Below are 22,945 nucleotides of genomic sequence, written 5' to 3' on the forward strand. Positions count from 1 at the left end.
ATAATTAAACCCTCATTGCTTGTTGAGAGAAATATTTAAATTAAATCATGCAGTTAATAAATTAAGAGAGTTATTTTCATAACCCCTTTCGCATTTAATAATATTTAAAGAAGTTTATTTATTACTTGTAAACTTGTCGCATAAATCACGGATATACTTTATTTGAGCAAGAGCATGTTCTTTTTCCTGCGCCAGTCGCGCATCAATCATGTCACTGTCGGGCAGCGGCGTATAGCTTGCATCGCGCCATGGGATCCAGGGATTATCACCTTCATCATCAAAACGAAATGCCGGAGCATAATATTCAACTTCCTCTTCCAGACCAAAAGCATTTACTTGTGGTTTATCCTCACCTAAAAGTAATAATTCCTTAAGCATCTCTTCCATTGGTAAGTCACCGTATCCTGAACGACAAGCCTCATGCCCCCAGCCTTTACCTTCTTTAATAATTTTTGCGTCTTTGATATGTACCTGAGTGATTAGAGGGGACATGACCTCTAACGCAGAAAGCGGCTGCTCATTGGCGTTAATCATGTTGCCAAAATCAAACAGAATAGAGAGATTCTTCATTCCACTATTATTAACCAGCGTCACCAGTTCATGGCCTTGCAGATCTTCATGCTGTTCGATAGTAAAGCTTAGTCCGCAATCGTCATACTGAGACAACCACGCAATATCATTGGCAATCTTTGCCATGACATCGTTGAGATGTCCTTCATAGCGGGGGTAGAAACGTACTGAAGTTGCGCCAGTTGCCACAGCAATACGGATCGCATCCGTCAATGTCGCCTTGTCCGATGCGCTCGTTTCAATATGTACATCGAGGTTATATTTTTTTGCCTTTTCTTTAAAATCGTGCAACTGCCGATCGTTTAGTTTCTGCAGTGATTGGGACTCACCATCCTCAACATGTATTTTCACTCCCTTTAATTGTTGCTGATGCGCAATATCCAGAAGATCGCCCGGAAGGACTCTCTCATAGCGCATATTCAGATGAAAGGCATAAGCATGTAGGTACAGTGGTATATTTCTCGCACGTTCAGCGAGAAGTTCTTGGTTGCATTTTCCCATTATTTTTCTCATTCATCACGAATAACAAGTTCCACAGATTCAAGTCGCCAGTATTCAAAATCAACCTGAACCACTTTTTTATCTCGGGTAGCCCGATGTTTTTCTACTAAAATTCCATAAGTATTAGGCGCAACGCCCAACTCTTTGCAGGCCACTTCTGGCATATTGACCGGTTTAAAAATCATTTCTTTGATATTTAAAGCATGACCAAACGCATCTTCCCAGACGCTGGCAAAAGACTGATTGCCCAATTTGTTAATGAATCCTGGCGCAACATCAGCATCAATATAGGACTCATGGTAAAACACTTTATGCGAATCAAGACCACACCAACCGGTAACTAAATAGCGATCACCGGAGGAGAGAAAAACATCATCAACATGGTGCGGAACCGTCGCAATCGTTTCTTTGGTTAAATAACCCCAAAAAGGCTTGCGCCCCTGAGCACAGGCTTCAGCATTAAAGCTGGAAAGTGATTTGGGATTATAAATAAATCGCTTCGATGAAATAAACCAACCACTGCGGTTCTTTCGGAAGATACGCGCATCGATCTCAAGCTCAATCAGAACCTGACGTAAAGTCATGCGCTTCGCATCCAGCAACTCACATAACTCTCTCTCCGAAGGCAATTTAGAGCCCGCTGGCAAATTATTCTCGTTTAACCAGCTTTCAAAGCGCTCTCTAAGCACATCAACATTGTTTTTCTTTTTCATCTTGCTCATCTGGTTTAAACCAATTTAAAGCTAAGATATTTGAGTGCAGGAAATACTCAAGTTTTTTTTCAACGCAGAGTTTCTTTTTGTGGGCCAGGTATCAAGAATGGACTGAAAACATGGCGTGACAAGCAGGTTTTTTAACCCGCTTTAGTATGCAGAGATAAGAACCACGAGAGAGGCAAATCAGGTGTTACCACCTGATTTAATTGCATGGCCAGAATGGCTTTATTTTCCCCACAAACGTCGGGAATTGTCTTCGATCTTACCGCTTAAACGACGCTTTTGCATCGTTCTGGTCCAGCTTTTCGATAACCCGGCAGCCGAGAGTAAACGGTGATATTGTGAGTCATCAAACGGCATATGCCAGGCAATGGCAATCGCCTCCCGCACGCTGACGTCGCTGACGCGTGAAGCCAGGATCAAAGGCGCGTCCGCCGACACCTGGCCTGGAGCGATGACGCTACACAACCAGCCCGTCTTGCCTGCCTCCTGCATCTGGCTGGCCATATCGCTGATGCCAAAATGGAAATTCAACTTAAAGCACGGCGAGCGCGGCTGCGTGACCTGAATCAGCGCATCTCCCCACTGGAAAATGTCGCCAATAAATACATTCTCTTCCGTTAGCCCCTCAGTAGAGAGATTCTCGCCAAACGCGGGCGCGACAAAGAGCTCTGCCTGCTCCGGAAACTCTTGTCTCCAGTGCTGATAGTGTTCACGCGGATAGTGGCACAGCGCGCGATCCGGCCCACCGTGAATTTTCGTTTCCGCCTGTTCATCACCCGTCAGCCCCAGTTCGGTCAGCATCAGCTCGCCGTCAACCTGGACCTTAGCAATCGCGCTGGGACGGCTTCCCGTGTAGTCCCGAACCTTGCCTGTAAAAACATCGACCGGATATCGCATCTGTTCCCTCTCCCGATAAATTTCCCCCATTACACCACATTTATTTTACCCCAGTCGCTCAAAATGAGAGCACGGTTCACATGAAACTTAGGGACACATGCTATCAATGTAATCTGGTTTTGAAACATCATTTCAAATAAGGAGTCAACAACGTGACTGGTCAATCGCAATTTGCTGGCGTCTGGTGTCCTTCCATTACGCCAATGGATAATGACGGCAAGATCGATCTTAACGGTCTGAGCCAGCATCTCAAACGCCTTACCGAGGCCAAAATCGACGTGATTTTGCTGATGGGTAGCATCGGGGAATTTGCCTCCTTTACGCTCGAAGAAAAGCTGTTACTGATCCGCGAGGCCCGCGCTATGAGCTCGCTGAAGATGGTCGCCAACGTCTCATCCACCTGCCAGAATGATGTGCTGTTGATGGCGCAGGAAGCGTATCGCGCCGATTACGACGCCGTGATGATCCTGCCGCCTTACTACTATGGGCAAACGGCAAAACAGCTGCTGAGCTACTTCCGTCAGTTGGGGCAAAAGCTCAGCGGTAAATGGTTTGCCTATAACTTTCCGGCGCGCACTGGTTGCGATTTAACGCCCGAACTGGTTGCCACCCTCGCCGCCGAGTTCCCCAACTTCGCAGGCATTAAAGATACCGTCGACTGCCAGTCCCATACTCGCAGTATGATCCAGACCACCCGCGCCGTACGGGAGGATTTTGCCGTGTTGTCCGGCTATGACGAATACTACATTCCTAACCTGCTGGCAGGCGGCGCGGGGGTGATTTCAGGATTAAACAACGTCATGCCTGAACTGTTTGTCAGCGCACGGGAAGCATTTAAACAGGGCGACCTGACAGCACTTCGCGACATTCAGGACCAGATTGGCACCTACATGTCCATCTACGCCATCGGCGAAGATTTCGTCACCACCATCAAAACCGTGGTATCGCGTAAGTTTGGCTATTGCACCGGCGTGTCACGAAATGCCGGCGGAGAGTTGAACGAGGGTGAGTGTCGGACCATCAATGAGGTATTTGTCGTCAAAGCGTAAATCGTTAAGCCGGATGGAACAGACCATCCGGCAAAAGAGGCTTACTTCACGGCGCTACGAATATCAATTTCCGCCGCCCTGGCTTTAACTCTTTTCGACCAGATGGAAGTGATAATCGGCACCAGAATGGAGGTCACAATCACCGACGTGGCGACAAGGGAAGTTGCTGCCGGCGCCATCGGTTTAAATGCCGGAACCATTTCAGCAATCAGCACTGGCGTAGCGACCGCCGCACCGGCTGAGCTGGAGGCCGCAATCCCCGCTGTGCCATCGCCGCCACCAATCAGTTTATCGGCGATAATCAATGGAATACCGGTAATGATAATTACCGCCACGCCCAGCAAAATACCCAGTACACCGGTCTGCGCAATCACGCTCAAATCAATGGTGTTACCAAGCGCGAAGGCAAAGAAAGGAATCAATGTCTGCACCGCTTTGCTGAAGAACTCCCGCAGCTCAGGGTCCAGATTCCCCAGCGCAAAGCCAATCAGGAACGGTAATACGGCCCCCACAAACACGTGTGGTTCAAACGAAGCGATCCCGGCGGTTCCCAGAATCACCATAGTCATCAGCGGGCCAGACTCCAGTGACATTAGGACAAACGCCCCGGCCTCTTCTTTGGTGCCGTACTGCTGCATAATCGAGGCATACAGCCCGCCGTTGGTCATATCCATGGCGGCCACCAGCGCCAGCGTAGACAAGCCGGCGAAGAAACCAACTTCTACACCATGTTCCGGCAGAATACGTGAAGCAATCGCCGCGACCACCCACGCTACCAGGATCTTGGTTATGACCAGCGTACCCGATTTACGCAGTACGGTACCGGTAGCGCTTAGCTTGATCGACGCCCCCATACAAAAGAACCAGACCGCCAGAATAGGCACCGTACCGGTGATCATACCGTTGGTAAAGGAGCCGAAGTATTTCCCGGCGCCGGGGGAAAAGGTGTGACACAACGCGCCCAGAAAAAGCGGCACCAGCATCATGCCTCCTGGGATTTTCTCTATCGTTCGTTTGATCTGCATTTCCATCACCTGTAGACATAAAAATGGGGCAATTTTTATGGGCGATTGCATCTTGCTTATGAGATGCGCCCGTCTTGATGAAACGAAGATAGACATTCATAGAGACTATAAAAGTGATCCCACTCGCATAATAAAACCTTGTTTCAATTTAAGTGGATCATTGTTTTTATATTGATTTTGATCACAAAAAAACCCCCACAAGCATCGCTTGCAGGGGCTTACTAAAGCGTAGAACTTATTTTTTCGCTGCGAAACGTGCGGCAGCTTCGTCCCAGTTCACCACGTTCCAGAACTCTTTGATGTAGTCCGGGCGACGGTTCTGGAATTTCAGGTAATAAGCGTGTTCCCAAACGTCCAGGCCCACGATCGGGAAGCCGGAAGCGCCAGAGATAGCTTCACCCATCAGCGGGGAATCCTGGTTAGCAGTGGAAACAACAGCCAGTTTGTCACCTTTCAGAACCAGCCACGCCCAGCCGGAACCAAAACGGGTTGCTGCAGCTTTTTCAAATTCAGCTTTGAAGTTGTCCACGGAGCCGAAGTCACGTTCGATAGCCGCTTTCAGGTCGCCCTGCAGCGTAGTACCGGTTTTCAGACCTTTCCAGAACAGGCTGTGGTTAGCGTGGCCGCCCGCGTTGTTACGCAGTACGGTTTTCTTGTCTGCTGGCAGTTGATCCAGTTTGGTGATCAGCTCTTCAACAGGCAGGCTCGCGAATTCAGGCAAGCTTTCCAGCGCAGCGTTAGCGTTGTTTACGTAAGCCTGGTGGTGTTTGGTATGGTGGATTTCCATCGTCTGCTTATCGAAGTGCGGTTCAAGGGCATCATAAGCGTACGGCAGGGATGGCAGTGTATAACTCATAATCATCTCCAGTATTGTCGGGCGGCCAGTGTTAACGCCGCGTAAGCAGTTGGGTCATTATAGTTAATTAAATGATATTGAAAATGATTATCAATGCCGTACTTTTTACATGGCTATTATGAGGTAAAAGTGTGAGCATCACTGGGAAAATCAGGCTGATTTTGCCAATCTGAGTAGAAAATAGGCAACGACATGAAGGACATGGGAGATAAAGCACGACATAGTCTGAAAATTATCTCACAAGGAAATATTGCTATGTCTGTCAACATCGCCCTTTTTGGTATCGGCCTCGACACATACTGGCCCCAGTTTACAGGCCTGGAGTCACGTCTTCAGGGCTATCTGCAATCAATTGATGAGCGCCTGACGGCGCAACAAGCCAGCGTGATTAATGGCGGCCTGATTGATAACGTCGATAAAGCCGATGCCCTTATCAGACGGTTGCAGCAACAGCCGGTCGATGCTGTCTGTCTTTACATCAGCACCTATGCGCTCAGCTCAACGGTGCTACCGCTTGTGCAGAGTATCAATAAACCGGTCATTATTCTGGCCCTACAGCCAGAGCCAGGGCTGCCTTATTCAACAATCCGTCAAATTCCCGATCGGGGAGGCCGTACTGGAGAGTGGCTGGCGCACTGTCAGGCCTGCAGCGCCCCCGAACTGGCAAACGTGTTTAACCGTGCGAATATCCGCTTTCAGTTGATTGTTGGCGCATTACAGGGCGATGAGTATGTCTGGCAACAAACGGCGCAGTGGCTACAGGCACTTAACGCTCGTCAAATGCTGGCAAATTGTCAGGTCGGCGTCCTCGGGCACTATTATGACGGCATGGTAGACGTTTACAGCAATATGACGAACTTGTCCGCCAAAATGGGCGTACGCTTTAAGCCACTGGAAATGTGTGAGTTGGCGGAATATCGCGAGCAGGTCAGCGAGGCAGACCTCAACGCCAAACGACAGGAAATGCACCGTGTACTTCAGTTGGATGCGGCATGCGAACCTGCAGAGCTCAACCGCGCACTCACCACTGCCTGCGCCATGGATAAACTAATTGCCCAGAATAAACTCGGTGCACTAGCCTATTACTATGAAGGCCGTAACGGCAACGCTTACGAGAACATCATCACCTCAATCATTCTCGGCAACACGCTGCTTACCCACCGTGGTATTCCCGTAGCGGGAGAATATGAAATCAAAAATGTGCTGGCGATGAAAATTCAGCAACTTCTGGGGGCTGGCGGTTCATTCTCAGAACCATATGGCATTGAATTTAATGATGATGCTGTTTTGTGGGGACATGACGGTCCGGCACACCCGCTGATGGCGGATGGTCCGGTGAGTCTAGTGCCGCTGCCGGTTTATCATGGTAAACCCGGTAAAGGTGTATCTATCCAGATGACCGTAAAATCAGGTCCGGTGACCTTTCTTTCGGTAATTGAAGATGCCGAAAACGGGGTGCTTTTACAGTATGCCGAAGGTGAAGCTGTACCAGGTGAAGTCCTGGATATTGGCAACACCAATAGCCGCTATCGCTTCCCGTTATCAGCTCGCGAGTTCACCACACAATGGTGCATGGGCGGCCCAGCTCATCATTGCAGCATTGGCCTGGGGCACCATGGCGAGGCACTGGAAAAACTCGCCTGGCTACTGGGTATTCAGGCAGTAAGAATTTGCTAATCCTCTATATTTCCGCCCTTCTCAAAAAAGAGGGGCGGGGCCGCATTTGTGATCAATATCCCTTTCATCCCCTGAATTTTGCCAGCATTACTGATCACACGGCAGCATGCTGAAGGTTAATCTATTGCTCACTCTTTAGACTTTTGAACATCAAAACGGGTGTTTTCATCCTGCCAAATCGATAATTCAAAAGGAAACAGAATGGGTAACGCAATTACGATGGGGATAATATGGCATCTAATCGGTGCCGCTAGTGCCGCTTGTTTCTATGCCCCTTTTAAAAAGGTACAACACTGGTCTTGGGAAACCATGTGGTCTATAGGTGGTTTTGTTTCATGGCTGATCCTTCCCTGGCTCGTCAGCGCGATCCTTCTGCCGGACTTCTGGGCCTATTACAGTTCATTCAGTGCGTCCACCCTGCTGCCGGTATTTTTATTCGGTGCCATGTGGGGGATTGGTAATATCAACTATGGCCTGACTATGCGCTATCTCGGTATGTCGATGGGGATCGGGATCGCTATCGGCATTACGCTAATTGTTGGTACCTTAATGACGCCAATCATTGCCGGTAAATTTGACGTGCTCATTGGCACACCAGGCGGACGTATGACCCTGCTCGGCGTGCTGGTCGCCCTGATCGGGGTGGCGATTGTCACCCGCGCCGGACAGTTAAAAGAGCGCAAGATGGGCATCAAGGCCGAAGAGTTCAATCTGAAAAAAGGTCTGATACTGGCGGTGATGTGCGGCTTTTTCTCCGCGGGGATGTCCTTTGCCATGGATGCGGCTAAACCAATGCACGAAGCCGCTGCAACACTCGGTATCGATCCGCTGTATGTCGCCCTGCCAAGCTACGTAGTCATCATGGGCGGTGGTGCGGTGATCAATCTGGGATACTGCTTCATTCGTCTGGCAAAAATGAAAAACCTGTCAGTAAAGGCCGACTTCTCTTTAGCAAAACCGCTGATTATCAGCAATATCCTGTTTTCTGCGCTTGCTGGCCTGATGTGGTATCTCCAGTTCTTCTTTTACGCCTGGGGCCATGCCAAAATTCCAGCACAGTATGACTACATGAGCTGGATGCTGCACATGAGCTTCTACGTCCTGTGCGGCGGTATCGTGGGCCTGATCATGAAAGAGTGGAGCAATGCAGGGAGACGTCCGGTCAGCGTGCTAAGTCTTGGCTGCGTAGTGATCATTGTCGCGGCAAACATTGTTGGTCTGGGAATGGCCAGCTAACGACACAACCCCCGACGACGATGACGCCACTGCGCTGGCGTCATCCCAACTTTACGGTTAAATACCACCGAAAATCAGTTTCCGTTGTACTACCTTAAATTAACCAAATAATGATGGCGTTACTCACAAAATACCTCCGTTCGAGCGTATAGCTTAAATCCGTTCAGCAATAAAAACAGATACCCGATAACCGGCACCCAAAAGCTCAAACGCAGGCCAATAGCATCAATAACCATCCCCTGGATAAAGGGCAGCACCCCGCCGCCAATGCCCGCCATAATCAAGCAAGCAGAAATAGATGCCGCATAGCGATCAAGGCCGGAGAGCGTGCGAGAGAAAATAATGGGATACATCACCGAGTTCATGAGTCCCGTCGCCAGCAGACAATAGCCGCCAAAACGGTTAGCGAAAACTATCGCGGCAACGGTTAGTAGTACCGCTCCCGAAGAACACAGGCAAAACAACAACTGAGGTCGGCAACAGTGAGCCAGCAAGCCATACAAAAACCGCCCCGCCAATGCACCGCCCCAGTACAACGCGATAAAGGAGGTCGCTTGTGCAAGCGAAAACCCGCCCAAAGATGGGTCGTGAAGATAGCTGAGAGCCGTAGTACCAATGCTGACTTCAACGCCAACGTACACAAGAATGCCACTCACCCCAGTACGAAACTGCGCATAGCGCCTGAGCGCACGAATCGCAGAAAAAATATTCTCGTGCGCGTCACGAAAATCAGCAATTGAAAAACGGTATAACGCAACCAGCAGTATGCCTCCCACCAGCATCAAACCGAGATACATCCCTGGAACTGAAATGACAGAGCCAGCCAGAACAACCGCCAGGACGACAGGCGCCAGCGCCGCCCCGAGGGAGTTGATGGACGACGCCAGACTGAGGCGTCCAGCCGCACTTTGCGCCTCGCCAAGCCGATTAACATAAGGGTTTGCGACCACCTGCATCGCCGCAACCCCCATCGCCACAATGAAAATCCCCACCAGGCAACCGGCAAATGACGCCAGCCAGAGCGATACGGCAATCACCACCGAACCACTTGCGGCAAGTATCAACGCCAGTAAGAGTGCGCTGCGATACCCTAAACGCGCCATCCAGCCTGAACACGGTAAACAAATCACAAACGGTGCGAGATAAAACGCCACATTTACCAACATCGAGTCTCGCCATGAAAGCGAAAAAACTTGCCGGAAAAAGGGAATCGTGGCGCTATTAATTGCCGTCAGGACGCCCCAGTAAAAAAAGACAGCCGACAGCATAATGAACGCCCGGCGAGGATTCTGTACCATGATTTATCCCGCCATTTCCTGTGCCAGATGCACGGCGACATCCTGCGGCGACATGCTGCCAAGCAACTGCTCACGGAACTCCACATGCATCAACTTACGCGCCAGACGGGAGAAGATTTTCATATGATCGCCCTTCTCCTGCTCACTCACCGTCAGCATGATAACCAGCGAGACATCCACCTCGTCGCTCCACGCCAGCGGCTCACTCAAACGCATCACCGACACGCTACTGTGCGCGACCGCCGCCGATTTGCAGTGCGGAAGCGCAATCGCAAATCCTAATGCGGTAGAGAAAATCGCCTCACGCTGCCAAATAGCCTCTTCAACGGCTGAGCCGGAAAAGACCCGCTGTTCGACCTCAAGATTATCGGTGAGCACCTTAATCGCCTCCGCTTTACGGGTAATCACCCGATCGAGCAGGATCAGGGCGGGATCAAACACGGGTTTTGCTTGCGCCGTCACCTGTTGTGAAAGTAGTACCGCCACGTCCTGACCACTTTCGCAAGCTAATGCCCGTTCCAGCATCTGCTCGCTGTGCCCGAGAGTTAAGGTCATTAAGCGCGCCTTGGCTGGCGCAATACGGCTTGAGGACATGCTGATCTGTCGTAAACCAACGCCCAACAGTAGCGCCAGCGCCGACGGGTCGCCGCCCATCTCGCCGCACAGGCTGATCTCAATACCGGCCCGCTGCGCGCGCGCCGTCATCTCCTTCAGTAGCTGTAAAAACGTGGGATCAAAATAGTTGTAGAGATGTCGAACCTGCGCGTTGCCCCGGTCACAGGCCAGGAAGTATTGCGTCAGGTCGTTGCTGCCAATCGAAACAAAGTCGATATACGCAGCGGCTTTCTCCAGCAGATAAAGCACTGATGGCACTTCCGCCATAATACCCAGCGACCACTGCCCAACCGCCGCCCCCTCGGCCAGCAGTTGCGCCGCTGTTTGCTGGAACTGTTCACGCAGCCACTTCACCTCAGCAAGCGTAGTCACCATCGGCGCCATAATGTGCAACGGTCCGGCGGCGCTGGCACGCAGTAGCGCACGTATCTGAGGACGGAAAATCGACATAAATTCGGGATACAGGCGGATGCCGCGCCAGCCAAGAAACGGGTTTTCCTCCGGCGGCATCGCCAGATAGTCACAGGGTTTATCGCCACCAATATCCAGCGTACGGATCACCACTTTACGCCCCCGCGCCTGTTCCAGCACATGACGATAGGCCTGGTATTGCTCCTCCTCGTCAGGCGGCGCGGCTCGTTCGCAGAACAGCATTTCAGTGCGGAACAGACCAATCCCCTCCGCCCCGGCGGCAAATGCCGCTTCCACTTCCGCCGCCAGCGCGATATTCGCCAGCACCGTCACCCGTTCGCCCTCTTGCGTCGCCCCAGGGCGTTGAATAAGCGGCTGTAAACGCGCTTCAAGGCGCTGACGTTTGTCCTCTTCCAATTGATACCACCGCAGAGCCTGCTCATCCGGTGACACCACCACCACCCCGTGGCGAGCGTCGAGCAGCAGCGCTTCACCACCGCGAATATGCCCCGCTTCCGCCGCCTCTACGCTCAGTAGCGGAACCCCAAACGATCGCGCCAGAATGACGGTATGTGATGTTTCCCCGCCCGCGCCCATCACCACACCTTTCAGATGCGGGCCGCGCAGCGCCAGAAACTGGCCTGGCGTTATGGGAACCGGACTGATAACGATGGTGTCTTGCGACAATGCCGTTTGCGGCATCAGCGGCTGCGCGGTGAGATGCGCCGCCAGACGCAGGCCCAAATCCTGTAAATCCAGCACCCGCTGTTGTAGGTAGACGCTGCGACTTTCGCGCAGCGGCGCGCTCAGTTCATCCAGCGCCAGCGCCAATGCTGCCAGCGCATTGCGCGCTGTACGGTCGGTAAGTAGCGAGGTTTCGAAGAGCGCATCGTCCAGCAGTTTGACATGAGCCTGTAGCACCGCTGCGGCTTCTCCCTGTGTATGCGGTAATGCGTCGTGCAGCTCGCGGCGTACTTGCTCAAGTGCCGCCGTCAGCGCGGCTCGCTGTACAGCCGGCGCCGCCACCGCCTCTTGTTCTGCCAATTGATACAGATCCGGCACGCCCAGATGCATTGCCACCCCTTGCGCCAGCCCAGCGCTCACGCCGTTACCGCGCACCCACTCCGCACGGGTCTGCGCCAGAAAAACCGGCAGAGGTTGTTCCACCCGTTCCGGCGTCTGGGCAACGGGTTCGTCACACGCGGCAAACTCTTGCCTCACAAACTGAGTCAGCGCCTGATGCGCGGCAGATTCATCCTCGCCCTCAATCACCAGTTCACACGGGTCCTGATACAAAATATCGGTCCCAATCATCGCCAACACGCTACGGGCATCGGCCTGACGCTGGTTACGCAGATTGCCTATTTGAACGCGAGCCTGAAATGCGCTGACGCGCTGCTCTAACGCACTGGCGGGGCGGGCATGTAGACCATTTGGCAACGGGCAGGTAAAACGAATGTTTAACACAATATTATCCTCTGGCTGCAGGCGTAATACGCCATGAGATCGGCGTGCAGGCCGGTATCGTTTCATGCGATGAGTTCAGCGATTTTTCCGCCAGCGTAACTTCGCGCACTGTCGCATCAGCAACCGGCGTTGAGCTGATCTGCGGCTGCGAGCCGGGGTTCCAGCCGCGTAAAATCAGCGCATCTTCACGTTGCGCTTTTTTCAAGGTGCTGAAATGGAGTGGTGTCTCCCAGTGCAGCAGGCTGTAGGCTGTCGGGAATGTCAGCGCGTGTGGATTGGTTTTAAAACGCGCCCAGCCGGAATCCAGCCAGCCAACTGGCGGTGTGCGCCAGGCTTCGACTTCACGCCAGAAGTTCGGGCTTTCACCATCGCACAACGGGATGAGCGCGAAGCGGGCGCTAAATTCGCCTGGGATCTGTGAGTCTGGGGAAGGCAACGCCATACCGGATGCGCGTCCCGGACGCCACGGCATACCGGCACGTCCCAGCCAACCCACGCTACGCAGTAGCGTAATGGCGATAACCGATGGGCGTTCTGCGGGAATTTCATATTCTCGCAGCCCATCCGTCACCACACTGATGCCCTGCTTGCCATCATGCATCATTACCAGACTTTGCATTGGCCACAGCGATGCCGGGGCTTCACCCCAATTTTCCTGCTGCCAGACATCCAGCGTGGCCGGTCGGTTGGCGCGACGAATGAGACCAAACGGTTGATCGGCAAAATGGACATCGGTAAAGACATCAGCAGGAATTTCCACCTGTAAACGATGATCGTGCAAGGTGTTGTTGACGCTAACCTGGAGGTCCAGCGTCGGGCGCTGGTGATCCAGCATGACCACCATGCTGACATCCAGTCGTGCATTACAACGGTGCTCCTGCCTGTCGGCCAGCGTGTGCGGTGCTGCGATAGACCAGCTTAGCGACAACGTGTCCACCAGCGCGCCGCGCTGCCAGTCGGCGTGAAGCAGCGCCCCTGCGCCGGTAACGCGCCAGTCATCCTCTGGTGGAGAATAGTTATAGGTGTCGCCGGCATCGCCGCCGTCCACCAGTTGAATAAGGTTCTCCCAGCGCTTACCGCTGCGCTTATCGACCAGAACGACCTGTTCACCTTCCAGCGTCAGGCGTAACCACGGGTTCTCCAGCGCCTCTTCTGTCGAGGACGGCACAGCAAATCCGGGGGCGCACTCATCTTGCAGATACAGGGTGGTATAGCCGCAGGCGGGGAGCGATGCGACCTCCAGTAAAATATCGCACCGCCGATAGAAGACCGGATCGGGGCTATTGGACAGTTCCTGAACAATGACGGACATATCTTGCGATGTCTCACGCATAATCTGCCAGCGGCAGGGTTGTCCCTGCTCGTCAACAATGCGGAACGCCTCACCGGGTAGGTAGAGCGTCAGCGCCACCAGGCCATCGCGCACCGACGGCAGCGCGTTAAAGACGATGATTTTTTTACCCTGTTGCTGCGTCGTAATGCCGTTTGCCAACATCTGCATATTCAGCTCGTACAGGCGCTCGGCTTTTTCCTGACCCGAGATCAAACGCGCCTTCACCATTGCATTCACGCGATCGGCGTTACACCCACCGATGCTATCGTGAGCGTGGGATTTCATCGCCTCGCGCCATATTGTCTCAATGGCGCGCTGCGGATAGGGCAACCCCAGCGTCCAGGCCACACTCAGCAGCGGTTCTAGCTGACGGCTGACGAAGTTCTCCAGCCGGACGTTGGCCTGTTTAATATCCATGCGGGTAGAAAAAATACCGCGATGGATACGCATATATTTCGGGCTTAGCAGTTCGCCCTCAAAGATCGCCAGCGGCGTATCCGCCAGTGCGGCAAAGTAACGGCTAAAGTCGCTGCGAATAAAGCGGTACGCCGTTTGTTCCTGATTCAGCGTGTCGAGCATTACCGGAACGCCGTACTCAAACGGTGACTGATCGTTACCGTTCGGCAGTAGTAGCTGCGTACTGCGGCTAAATGCCGCCTGCTTTTCCATAACCGCAGAGAGGCGCGGCCAGGCCTGGTTGGCATCCGTCGGCAACCACTTAGCGCACCCATAACCCTGCGGTAATACCGCCGTCGTCACCACGCTGCCCCCCTGGCTTCGCCAGCGGAACTCGGTAAACGGCGTGTCGTACTCGCTCCAGCCGCGCCAGATAACCGCGTGGTCGATGGCAAACTGATTAAGGAACATGGGCAACTGTGCGCTCTGGCCAAAGGAGTCCGGCACATAACCGACCGCCATTCTCGGCCCTATCTCGTCACAGTCAGCCTGCCCCAGCAGCAGATTGCGGGTGATGGACTCAGCGCCAACCACCAAAAAATCGGTCTGTGTATACCAGGGGCCGATTAACAAACGTCCGGCTTTCACCAGCGCCTGCACGCGTTCGCGGTTTTCTGGTGCCAGTTGGAAATAATCCTCCAGCACCACCGTTTGGCCATCAAGCATAAATGGACCTAATGATTCATCCGCTTCAAGATGTTGAATAAGATCCGCCATAAAATAATAAAGCAGAGCCTGGGAATCATTCTCCGTAAAATACCATTCACGATCCCAGTGCGTATGCTGAATTAAATGAACCGTTTTCATTTCGTTTATTCCTGTTTTAAGGCGTAGGTAACCCGCACGGATATTTACCCGCGCTAAACATAGGGAAATATTAATTCAGTAGTACGTCTAACGGCTGGCTTTAAATTTCGGCGCCGCCGTCTCTTTTCTCACCTCAGGCGTGGCTGTCGGGCCACGGAATATCAACAATGAGCCGCAGGCGATAATCGCCGAGCCGCAGACAATCGAGAGCACATAAATCGGCCATTTTTCTACCGCCAGCCAGCCGTAAAAACCGGAGATCGGCGCATGGTTTACCGCCCCTAATCCTACCGCCATCGCCGCCCCCACCGCCGAGCCAATCACGTTGACGACAATAATTCTTGGGTTTGACAGCGCAAACGGAATGGCGCCTTCAGAAACACCAATCAGCCCCATCAACGTAGAGGCTTTACCCGCCTCACGCAGGGATTCCGGGAAGCGTGACGACCACAGCAGCGTAGCGACACCCAGACCAATTGGCGGCACGATAATCGCCACCTGCGCGGCGGTGTTTGGGTCATAAATACCGGAGGCCAGTAACGCCATTGCCGTCGTCACCGCCGCCTTGTTAATCGGGCCGCCGAGATCAAACCCAACCATGCCGCCAATGACCGCCGCCAGCAGCACTTTGTTCGTGCCGGACATGGATAACAGCCAGCTTTCCATGCCGTGATTCAACGCCGCCAGCGGCGTACCGATAATAAATGCCATCACCACGCAGGTCAGCAGCGTACCGCCGACTGGCAGAATGAAAATAGGCACAGCAGAGGAGAGCGCCTTCGGCAATTTGATGTAGCGGTTCAGGGCGCGAACGATATAGCCCGCGACAAAACCGGCCGCCAGCGCGCCGAGAAAACCCGTTCCCAGGTTACTCGCCAGCAGTCCGCCAATCATCCCCGGCGCAAGACCCGGTTTGTTCGCCAGCGCAAAGCTGATATAGCCGGCCACCACCGGCAACATCAGGGACAGCGCCAGCCCGCCGAAACCATCAAATTTGTGCAGCAACTGCACCACCATACCGGCCTGCTCGTAGCTGGCATCCCAGATGTTATCAATACCGTAGAGAGAAGCGCCGATACGGGCGATCCCCATTAGCACCGCTCCAGCAATGACAAACGGCAGCATCCATGAAACGCCGGTCATAATGGCGTTCTTGACCTCTATCCCGGTAGACGGTTTGTCTCCCCCCTGAAACTTAGCCATTTGCAACCTCCTGCTCTACTGCTTCAAACACCGCATCGCCAAATTTGATGGGATCAGAGACGCTGCATTCGAGCTTCACCATGCCATCGAAACGCTCTTTCCCGCTAATCGCAACGTCGGCAGCAATGATGACCGCGTCAGCGCGCGCCAGATCCTCTGGCGTAATTTCATTCTCAGCGCCAATGCTCCCCTGCGTTTCCACTTTGACTTCATGCCCACGGTTTTTCCCCGTGATTTCAAGCGATTCCGCAGCCATGTAGGTATGAGCAACGCCGGTCGGACAAGCTGCAACACAAACAATGTACATAATGATTCCTCGTAGATTCAGGCAATAAAAAAAGCACAATGGCGAAAGTGCGCATTGTGCTTTGTATAGGACTAACAAATTGATAAACCTGGCTTTCACCGTCAGCGCCGCTGGCATGGCGGCAAACTAACAGTTGGTGCAGGCTGGAGTTACGGAAACTGAAGGCCAGCTCGTCACGTTTGCGACGGCACAGCAGCGCCTGCGGGAAATGCAGGCCAAAACGGGCAGGACGATGACAGCGTTGACGTACGCTCGCGCCGATAGCTTCGCTGGCGCAGTCCCACAGGCTGGACCATTCGCGCGCCATTTGCGTATCCATACACTCCTGCTCGGCGATATCATTTTCAGCCAGATCGTTAACGGAATTAAACCAGCAAAAATAATCAAGCATACGTTTAATTTTGCGATCGCAAGATAGCAAAATTAAAAGCAGACTTTTGATGATTATAGAGTTGGTCAACACAAACGTTACTCCGATAAATAAGTTTGCTGAGAATAAAACAAAAATAAAAGAGCAACTGTGATTTATTGCACAGAGCATTCACTCATTATGTCTAATTTAGTCTGAATATGTATCAAAACGCCACTGCAATATATAAACCAGATTTATATATTATGGTGTCACCCGACTACGATGGCGCCATTGCCCTGGCGTCATCCCGACTTCGCGGTTAAATACCACCGAAAAATAGTTACTGTCTTCAAAACCGCACTGCATAGCAACTTCACCAATCAGCTTTTCAGTATGCGATAACAGATACTGAGCATGGCAAATGCGCAATTGCCGCAGGTAATGGTTGATCGTCATCCCGGTCTGGCTACGGAACTGCTGGCGCAAAACGCGTTCGCTGCACCGTTCACGCTCGCAAAACGTATCCAGTTCGAACGCATGCTCATGGCTACCGGCTAACGCGGTGATCAGTTTATCCAGCAGCGTTTCACTTGACGTCGCCGGGAGCGTATCCGTGGCATAACGATGACGTTTAAGGTGAGTTACCAGTTGACCAAACAGCAGCTCAGCCATGGTAAAGGCCTGCGCATCGCGCTGATTACTTTCATGCTCAAGCTGGCTTATCACCTGTCTGGCCTGGGTCATGCCAACGCTGCCAAGTCGCCAGTGCGGCTGCCTTGGCGTACCGTCAAATCCGGGGATCGCCCCTTGCCAGTCAACATTCAGCGTTAACCGCTCCGGGCAGTAGATGATATTTTGCAACACAAGGTCGTTAACGGAGGTATAGGAGTGTTTATCTTCGGCGCGAATGTAAAACAGATCGCCACGGGTTATCCGGTACGGACGATCGTTAAGGACATGCAGACCATTGCCGCGCCAGACCAGAACCAGCTCGCAAAACTCGTGGGTATGCTCAGCAAAGACATCCTGCGGATAACGATCGGCCACGGCGACAGCCTGCTGCTCATGCGCAAAAAAGTCTGATTTCGAAAGAACCAGATGATTCGCCATCACATCACCTCAACCTGTACGCTTGCCGGATGCGCTGCGCTTATCCGGCATGAAAGGGTATGATTATCAGCAAACGGACGGTAAAAAACGTTGATAGCTTTCGCGTTACTGAAGGCTGCTTCCCGCTATAAGGTCACGCCCCTGACGAATATCGCGTGGTGACCACTCGAACTCACGGCGAAAAAGCGTCGAAAAGTGGTTACTGTCACCGAAACCGCAGAGATAAGCGATATCAGTCACGCTGTCATCACTGTGGCGGAGCAGATGTCTGGCTTTAATCAGTCGCAGACGGTTAAGGTAGCGCTGCGGCGTCAATCCTGTTTGCTGTTTAAGCTGGCGATGCAGAGTGCGTAAAGAGAGCGAAAACTTCTCGGCCAGCGCCTCCCAACACACCTCTTCGGCAAAGTTATCCTCCAGCCATGCCATCAAAAGGTTAAGCCGCGCATCGTTATCGGTCGCCGCTTCCATCAGGCTGCTTTTACGCAGCAGTACCAGCAACTGCATAAACAGGATCTCGCGATTTGCCGCCGTGGGCGTATCCATCTCCTCGCCGAGCGTCTCCATCTGCCCCACCAGGTGACGAACCTGCTGCAGTACGCCCTGGTTTACGCGCCAGTGGGAGGGATACTGCCCATTTTGTTCCTGAGGCAAAAGCTGATTCAGCCCGGCCAGAAATTGAAACGCATCCGGAGAGCGATACAACACATTGGTCAGACACAGATTGTCAGTATGTTCATATAAATGCCTGTCATGATCGCGGACGAAACACACCGTACCACCGCTGATGGTGTAAGGCTGTCCGTTGAACACATGGATCCCCGTTCCATGTTCGACCACCACAATTTCATGAAAATCATGATGATGTTCAGGAAACGCGGGCTGAGGAAGCCGCGGTTCAATAGCCACAGGTGCTTTACCTGTCGGAAAAAAATCCACGCAATGCAGTACGGTCATGACGGCTCCCCCTGATTAACGAATATGGCTGAATAGTAATTAAGGGTTCCTACCCTCACCTTAATTTTTTGACGCCAAAGTGCGTAAACACGGTTAATTCTTCAAGAAATGGCGGGAAAGATCGGGAAATGCGGAAGGCGTCACATCCGCCAAAATCCGCGCGATTAGTGGAAACTGTGAACAACATCACGTTCACCTTTGCCATGTTGCCAGCCGCTAATTGGGGCTGTCACTGTCAAGAAGGTACGCTTTATTCGGGGTTCTTAGACTGAGTGCAATAAAACTCAGAAGGACCTCGCCATGACTTTTCGCCATTGTGTCGCTGTCGATCTCGGCGCATCCAGTGGGCGCGTAATGCTCGCACTTTACGACAGTAAACACCGCACCCTGACGCTGCGTGAAATTCACCGCTTCGTTAACTGTCTGCAAAAAACGGACGGTTTTGACACCTGGGACATCGACAGCCTGGAAAACGACATTCGCCTTGGCCTGAAAAAAGTCTGTGATGAAGGCATTCGGATAGACAGCATTGGCATTGATACCTGGGGCGTGGATTACGTATTGATCGATAACACCGGCCAACGTGTTGGTCTGCCGGTCTCTTACCGTGACAGCCGCACGACCGGCATTATGTCACAGGCGATGGCGCAGCCAGGTAAAGGTGAAATCTACCGCCGTAGCGGCATTCAGTTTCTGCCGTTTAACACCTTGTATCAGCTACGTGCGCTGGTTGAACAGCAGCCAGAACTGCTTGCGCAGGTGGCACATGCTCTGCTGATCCCCGACTACTTCAGCTTTCGCCTGACCGGCAAATTGAACTGGGAATACACCAACGCCACCACCACCCAGCTAGTCAATATCAACACCGACGACTGGGATGACACGCTGCTGGCGTGGACCGGGGCAGACAAATCCTGGTTTGGTCGCCCGACGCATCCGGGGAACGTCATTGGTCACTGGATTTGCCCGCAGAAAAACCAAATTCCGGTTGTGGCCGTCGCCAGTCACGACACCGCCAGCGCGGTCATCGCTTCACCGCTGGCCGATAAAAATAGTGCGTATCTCTCTTCCGGTACCTGGTCGCTGATGGGCTTTGAGAGCAGAACGCCGTATACCAACGATGCGGCGCTGGCGGCGAACATCACCAACGAAGGGGGCGCGGAAGGGCGCTACCGCGTACTGAAAAACATCATGGGACTGTGGCTGCTCCAGCGTGTTTTAAAAGAGCGCCAGATTACCGACCTGCCAACGCTTATTGCCCAAACGCAAGCGCTGCCGGCCTGCCAATTCCTGATAAACCCGAACGACGATCGCTTTATCAACCCCGACGATATGAGCGCGGAAATTCAGGCGGCCTGTCGTGAATCGGGTCAACCCGTTCCCCAGCAAAACGCCGAACTGGCGCGCTGTATCTTCGACAGCCTGGCATTGCTATACGCTGACATTCTGCAAGAACTGGCACAACTGCGTGGTGCAGCATTTAGCCAACTGCACATCGTTGGCGGCGGCTGCCAGAACGCCCTACTGAACCAGCTGTGCGCGGATGCCTGCGGTATTCGCGTGATGTCCGGGCCGATTGAGGCCTCCACGCTCGGCAATATCGGCATCCAGTTGATGACGCTGGACGAGCTTAACAACGTCGATGATTTCCGTCAGGTGGTGCGTGCCAACTACGACCTGACCACCTTCATTCCAAATCCTGAAAGTGAAATTGCCCGCTACCAGGCGCAGTTTCCATCACTACGACAGACAAAGGAGCTTTGCGCATGACCACTCAACTTGAACAAGCCTGGGAACTGGCAAAACTGCGTTTCGCCGCGGTAGGCATTGATGTCGAGGCGGCCTTACGCCAGCTCGATCGTCTGCCGGTCTCCATGCACTGCTGGCAGGGCGATGATGTCGCCGGTTTCGAGAATCCGGAGGGCTCGCTCACAGGCGGTATTCAGGCTACCGGCAACTATCCGGGCAAAGCGCGTAACGCCACCGAACTTCGCGCCGATCTGGAGCAGGCGCTGAGCCTGATCCCAGGTCCAAAACGTCTGAATTTGCACGCGATCTATCTGGAGTCCGATACGCCGGTTGCACGCGACCAAATCAAACCTGAACACTTTAAAAACTGGGTTGAGTGGGCGAAAGCAAACCAGTTAGGGCTGGATTTCAACCCATCCTGCTTCTCTCACCCGCTGAGCGCCGACGGCTTCACGCTGGCCCACGCCGATGACACCATTCGCCAGTTTTGGATTGACCACTGCAAAGCCAGCCGTCGCGTCTCAGCGTATTTTGGCGAGCAGTTGGGTACGCCGTCAGTGATGAATATCTGGATCCCGGATGGCATGAAAGACATTACCGTTGACCGGTTAGCGCCGCGCCAACGTCTGCTTGAAGCACTGGATGAAGTGATCAGCGAAAAACTCGACCCGGCGCACCATATCGACGCCGTCGAGAGCAAGCTGTTTGGCATCGGCGCCGAAAGCTACACCGTGGGCTCCAACGAGTTCTATATGGGTTACGCCACCAGCCGTCAGACCGCGCTGTGCCTGGATGCGGGTCACTTCCATCCGACTGAAGTGATTTCCGACAAAATCTCCGCCGCCATGCTGTACGTACCGCGTCTGCTGCTGCACGTCAGCCGTCCGGTGCGCTGGGACAGCGATCACGTGGTGCTGCTGGATGACGAAACGCAGGCGATTGCCAGCGAGATCGTCCGCCACAACCTGTTCGACCGCGTACACATCGGCCTCGACTTCTTCGACGCCTCTATTAACCGCATCGCCGCGTGGGTTATCGGCACTCGCAATATGAAAAAAGCCCTGCTGCGCGCGCTGTTAGAACCGACCGAACAACTGCGTCAGCTGGAAGCCAGCGGCGACTACACCGCTCGTCTGGCCCTGCTGGAAGAGCAAAAATCGCTGCCGTGGCAGGCCGTGTGGGAGATGTACTGCCAGCGTCACGACACGCCAGCGGGAAGCCAGTGGCTGGACAGCGTGCGCGCCTATGAGAAAGAGATTTTGAGCAAACGTAGCTAACCGTGACACCAGGCTTACAGGCCGGATAAGACGCCCCACGTCGCTATCCGGCAATGAATGAAAGACGATTGCCGGATGGATCTTCACTTATCCGGCCTACGTAAGACCCGATAACGATCGGGCAATCAACAGGATCACCGAATATGCAAAACATGACTAATTCCTGGTTCGTCCAGGGGATGATCAAAGCCACTTCCGACGCGTGGCTGAAAGGCTGGGACGAACGTAACGGCGGCAACCTGACACTGCGTCTGGATGAGGCTGACATTGCGCCATTTAGCGCCGATTTCCACGAAAAACCGCGCTATATCGCGCTAAGTCAGCCAATGCCTTTGCTGGCAAACACGCCGTTTATCGTCACCGGTTCCGGTAAATTTTTCCGTAACGTTCAGCTCGATCCCGCGGCAAATTTGGGCGTGGTGAAAGTAGACAGCGACGGCGCGGGCTACCACATCCTCTGGGGCCTGACCCACGAAGCGGTGCCAACCTCCGAGTTGCCGGCTCACTTCCTCTCCCATTGCGAGCGTATTAAAGCGACGAACGGCAAAGACCGCGTGATCATGCACTGCCATGCTACCAACCTGATCGCCCTGACCTACGTGCTGGAAAACAACACCCCGCTGATTACCCGCAAACTGTGGGAAGGCAGCACCGAGTGTCTGGTGGTGTTCCCGGATGGCGTCGGCATTCTGCCGTGGATGGTGCCGGGTACGGATGAAATCGGCCAGGCAACCGCCGCGGAAATGCAGAAACACTCGCTGGTACTGTGGCCGTTCCACGGCGTGTTCGGCAGCGGCCCCTCCCTCGACGAAGCATTTGGCTTGATAGATACCGCAGAAAAATCCGCCGAAGTTTTAGTCAAAATCTATTCGATGGGCGGTATGAAGCAGACCATCACACGTGAAGAGCTGGTAGCACTGGCTAAACGCTTTGGCGTGACTCCGCTGGCAAGCGCCGTAGAGCTGTACTGATACCTGCCAACTCAACGCCGGATGCGGCTTCGCTTTATCCGGCCTACATGACGATGCACGTTTCACCGTCGGCCCGATAAGCGTAATGCCATCGGGCACCAGGGA

At 53.3% G+C, this 22,945-nt stretch carries 19 protein-coding genes; 6 read left to right on the forward strand and 13 right to left on the reverse strand.

Annotated elements, in window-relative coordinates; all coding sequences use genetic code 11:
- Window positions 1–114 precede the first annotated feature (114 nt).
- From OGV52_RS00335 to yiiM, 3 genes are all read right to left on the reverse strand, one after another.
- A complete protein-coding gene (locus OGV52_RS00335) occupies window positions 115–1,071 on the reverse strand; it encodes a sugar phosphate isomerase/epimerase family protein (RefSeq protein ID WP_279265379.1) in 957 nt (318 codons plus the stop codon).
- Window positions 1,072–1,079: 8 nt separating this feature from the next.
- Window positions 1,080–1,784 (reverse strand): GntR family transcriptional regulator, encoded by a 705-nt coding sequence (locus OGV52_RS00340; protein WP_019077919.1) that lies wholly within the window; start codon window positions 1,782–1,784, stop codon window positions 1,080–1,082.
- Between the two features lie 228 nt (window positions 1,785–2,012).
- Window positions 2,013–2,687, reverse strand: coding sequence for a 6-hydroxyaminopurine reductase (gene yiiM, locus OGV52_RS00345; protein ID WP_053388910.1), 675 nt, complete (start codon window positions 2,685–2,687; stop codon window positions 2,013–2,015).
- Between the two features lie 152 nt (window positions 2,688–2,839).
- Here yiiM and OGV52_RS00350 point away from each other — a divergent pair, with 152 nt between their 5' ends.
- A complete protein-coding gene (locus OGV52_RS00350) occupies window positions 2,840–3,736 on the forward strand; it encodes a dihydrodipicolinate synthase family protein (protein ID WP_287107925.1) in 897 nt (298 codons plus the stop codon).
- Window positions 3,737–3,777: 41 nt separating this feature from the next.
- Here OGV52_RS00350 and kdgT read toward each other — a convergent pair whose 3' ends face one another.
- Window positions 3,778–4,761, reverse strand: a complete 984-nt coding sequence (gene kdgT, locus OGV52_RS00355; RefSeq protein ID WP_016155204.1) for a 2-keto-3-deoxygluconate transporter — start codon at window positions 4,759–4,761, stop codon at window positions 3,778–3,780.
- A gap of 235 nt (window positions 4,762–4,996) precedes the next feature.
- Entirely contained in the window at window positions 4,997–5,617 is a 621-nt protein-coding gene (gene sodA, locus OGV52_RS00360; RefSeq protein ID WP_016155203.1) for a superoxide dismutase [Mn], read from the reverse strand.
- A 255-nt stretch (window positions 5,618–5,872) separates the two neighbouring features.
- On the opposite strand from sodA, the gene OGV52_RS00365 reads away from it, so the two are divergent.
- Window positions 5,873–7,294: an L-fucose/L-arabinose isomerase family protein gene (locus OGV52_RS00365; protein WP_200080383.1), complete on the forward strand. Its 1,422-nt coding sequence runs from the start codon at window positions 5,873–5,875 to the stop codon at window positions 7,292–7,294.
- Between the two features lie 201 nt (window positions 7,295–7,495).
- Window positions 7,496–8,530, forward strand: coding sequence for an L-rhamnose/proton symporter RhaT (gene rhaT, locus OGV52_RS00370; RefSeq protein ID WP_016157897.1), 1,035 nt, complete (start codon window positions 7,496–7,498; stop codon window positions 8,528–8,530).
- Window positions 8,531–8,649: 119 nt separating this feature from the next.
- Here rhaT and OGV52_RS00375 read toward each other — a convergent pair whose 3' ends face one another.
- From OGV52_RS00375 to rhaS, 8 genes are all read right to left on the reverse strand, one after another.
- A complete protein-coding gene (locus tag OGV52_RS00375; RefSeq protein ID WP_181221048.1) occupies window positions 8,650–9,828 on the reverse strand; it encodes an MFS transporter in 1,179 nt (392 codons plus the stop codon).
- 3 nt (window positions 9,829–9,831) lie between these two features.
- Window positions 9,832–12,321 (reverse strand): phosphoenolpyruvate--protein phosphotransferase, encoded by a 2,490-nt coding sequence (gene ptsP, locus OGV52_RS00380; RefSeq protein WP_287107926.1) that lies wholly within the window; start codon window positions 12,319–12,321, stop codon window positions 9,832–9,834.
- Between the two features lie 4 nt (window positions 12,322–12,325).
- On the reverse strand, window positions 12,326–14,917 hold the full coding sequence (locus OGV52_RS00385) for a glycoside hydrolase family 38 N-terminal domain-containing protein (RefSeq protein ID WP_287107928.1): 2,592 nt from the start codon (window positions 14,915–14,917) through the stop codon (window positions 12,326–12,328).
- Window positions 14,918–15,004: 87 nt separating this feature from the next.
- The gene (locus tag OGV52_RS00390; protein ID WP_049282357.1) at window positions 15,005–16,120 is read right to left on the reverse strand and encodes a PTS fructose transporter subunit IIC; all 1,116 of its coding nucleotides are present in this window, start codon (window positions 16,118–16,120) and stop codon (window positions 15,005–15,007) included.
- On the reverse strand, window positions 16,113–16,427 hold the full coding sequence (locus tag OGV52_RS00395; protein ID WP_016157892.1) for a PTS fructose transporter subunit IIB: 315 nt from the start codon (window positions 16,425–16,427) through the stop codon (window positions 16,113–16,115). The genes OGV52_RS00390 and OGV52_RS00395 overlap by 8 nt, the downstream gene beginning before the upstream one ends.
- Window positions 16,357–16,818 carry a hypothetical protein gene (locus OGV52_RS00400; RefSeq protein ID WP_141876144.1) on the reverse strand — a complete coding sequence of 154 codons (462 nt, stop codon included), beginning with the start codon at window positions 16,816–16,818 and terminating at the stop codon, window positions 16,357–16,359. The genes OGV52_RS00395 and OGV52_RS00400 overlap by 71 nt, the downstream gene beginning before the upstream one ends.
- A 222-nt stretch (window positions 16,819–17,040) precedes the next feature.
- Window positions 17,041–17,889 carry an HTH-type transcriptional activator RhaR gene (gene rhaR, locus OGV52_RS00405; RefSeq protein ID WP_016157891.1) on the reverse strand — a complete coding sequence of 283 codons (849 nt, stop codon included), beginning with the start codon at window positions 17,887–17,889 and terminating at the stop codon, window positions 17,041–17,043.
- A 105-nt stretch (window positions 17,890–17,994) separates the two neighbouring features.
- The gene (rhaS, locus tag OGV52_RS00410) at window positions 17,995–18,843 is read right to left on the reverse strand and encodes an HTH-type transcriptional activator RhaS (RefSeq protein WP_016157890.1); all 849 of its coding nucleotides are present in this window, start codon (window positions 18,841–18,843) and stop codon (window positions 17,995–17,997) included.
- Window positions 18,844–19,143: 300 nt separating this feature from the next.
- Here rhaS and rhaB point away from each other — a divergent pair, with 300 nt between their 5' ends.
- The 3 genes from rhaB (at window position 19,144) to rhaD (ending at window position 22,840) form a co-directional block, all read left to right on the forward strand.
- Window positions 19,144–20,613: a rhamnulokinase gene (rhaB, locus tag OGV52_RS00415; RefSeq protein ID WP_279263642.1), complete on the forward strand. Its 1,470-nt coding sequence runs from the start codon at window positions 19,144–19,146 to the stop codon at window positions 20,611–20,613.
- Entirely contained in the window at window positions 20,610–21,869 is a 1,260-nt protein-coding gene (gene rhaA, locus OGV52_RS00420) for an L-rhamnose isomerase (RefSeq protein WP_019077926.1), read from the forward strand. Before rhaB ends, rhaA begins: the two co-directional genes overlap by 4 nt.
- 143 nt (window positions 21,870–22,012) lie before the next feature.
- Window positions 22,013–22,840, forward strand: coding sequence for a rhamnulose-1-phosphate aldolase (gene rhaD / locus OGV52_RS00425; protein WP_103848125.1), 828 nt, complete (start codon window positions 22,013–22,015; stop codon window positions 22,838–22,840).
- The last annotated feature ends 105 nt before the right edge of the window (window positions 22,841–22,945 follow it).

The sequence above is a fragment of the Citrobacter sp. Cb041 genome (genome assembly GCF_030336655.1).
Lineage (GTDB): Bacteria > Pseudomonadota > Gammaproteobacteria > Enterobacterales > Enterobacteriaceae > Citrobacter > Citrobacter braakii.

Coding starts and splice junctions, on each gene's coding strand:
- rhaB (WP_279263642.1), top strand. CDS start 19,144: ATGACTTTTCGCCATTGTGTCGCTGTCGATCTCGGCGCATCCAGTGGG.
- OGV52_RS00335 (WP_279265379.1), bottom strand. CDS start 1,071: ATGGGAAAATGCAACCAAGAACTTCTCGCTGAACGTGCGAGAAATATA.
- rhaD (WP_103848125.1), top strand. CDS start 22,013: ATGCAAAACATGACTAATTCCTGGTTCGTCCAGGGGATGATCAAAGCC.
- rhaT (WP_016157897.1), top strand. CDS start 7,496: ATGGGTAACGCAATTACGATGGGGATAATATGGCATCTAATCGGTGCC.
- rhaR (WP_016157891.1), bottom strand. CDS start 17,889: ATGGCGAATCATCTGGTTCTTTCGAAATCAGACTTTTTTGCGCATGAG.
- kdgT (WP_016155204.1), bottom strand. CDS start 4,761: ATGCAGATCAAACGAACGATAGAGAAAATCCCAGGAGGCATGATGCTG.
- OGV52_RS00385 (WP_287107928.1), bottom strand. CDS start 14,917: ATGAAAACGGTTCATTTAATTCAGCATACGCACTGGGATCGTGAATGG.
- rhaA (WP_019077926.1), top strand. CDS start 20,610: ATGACCACTCAACTTGAACAAGCCTGGGAACTGGCAAAACTGCGTTTC.
- OGV52_RS00340 (WP_019077919.1), bottom strand. CDS start 1,784: ATGAAAAAGAAAAACAATGTTGATGTGCTTAGAGAGCGCTTTGAAAGC.
- OGV52_RS00395 (WP_016157892.1), bottom strand. CDS start 16,427: ATGTACATTGTTTGTGTTGCAGCTTGTCCGACCGGCGTTGCTCATACC.
- OGV52_RS00375 (WP_181221048.1), bottom strand. CDS start 9,828: ATGGTACAGAATCCTCGCCGGGCGTTCATTATGCTGTCGGCTGTCTTT.
- OGV52_RS00365 (WP_200080383.1), top strand. CDS start 5,873: ATGTCTGTCAACATCGCCCTTTTTGGTATCGGCCTCGACACATACTGG.
- OGV52_RS00400 (WP_141876144.1), bottom strand. CDS start 16,818: ATGCTTGATTATTTTTGCTGGTTTAATTCCGTTAACGATCTGGCTGAA.
- sodA (WP_016155203.1), bottom strand. CDS start 5,617: ATGAGTTATACACTGCCATCCCTGCCGTACGCTTATGATGCCCTTGAA.
- OGV52_RS00390 (WP_049282357.1), bottom strand. CDS start 16,120: ATGGCTAAGTTTCAGGGGGGAGACAAACCGTCTACCGGGATAGAGGTC.
- rhaS (WP_016157890.1), bottom strand. CDS start 18,843: ATGACCGTACTGCATTGCGTGGATTTTTTTCCGACAGGTAAAGCACCT.
- yiiM (WP_053388910.1), bottom strand. CDS start 2,687: ATGCGATATCCGGTCGATGTTTTTACAGGCAAGGTTCGGGACTACACG.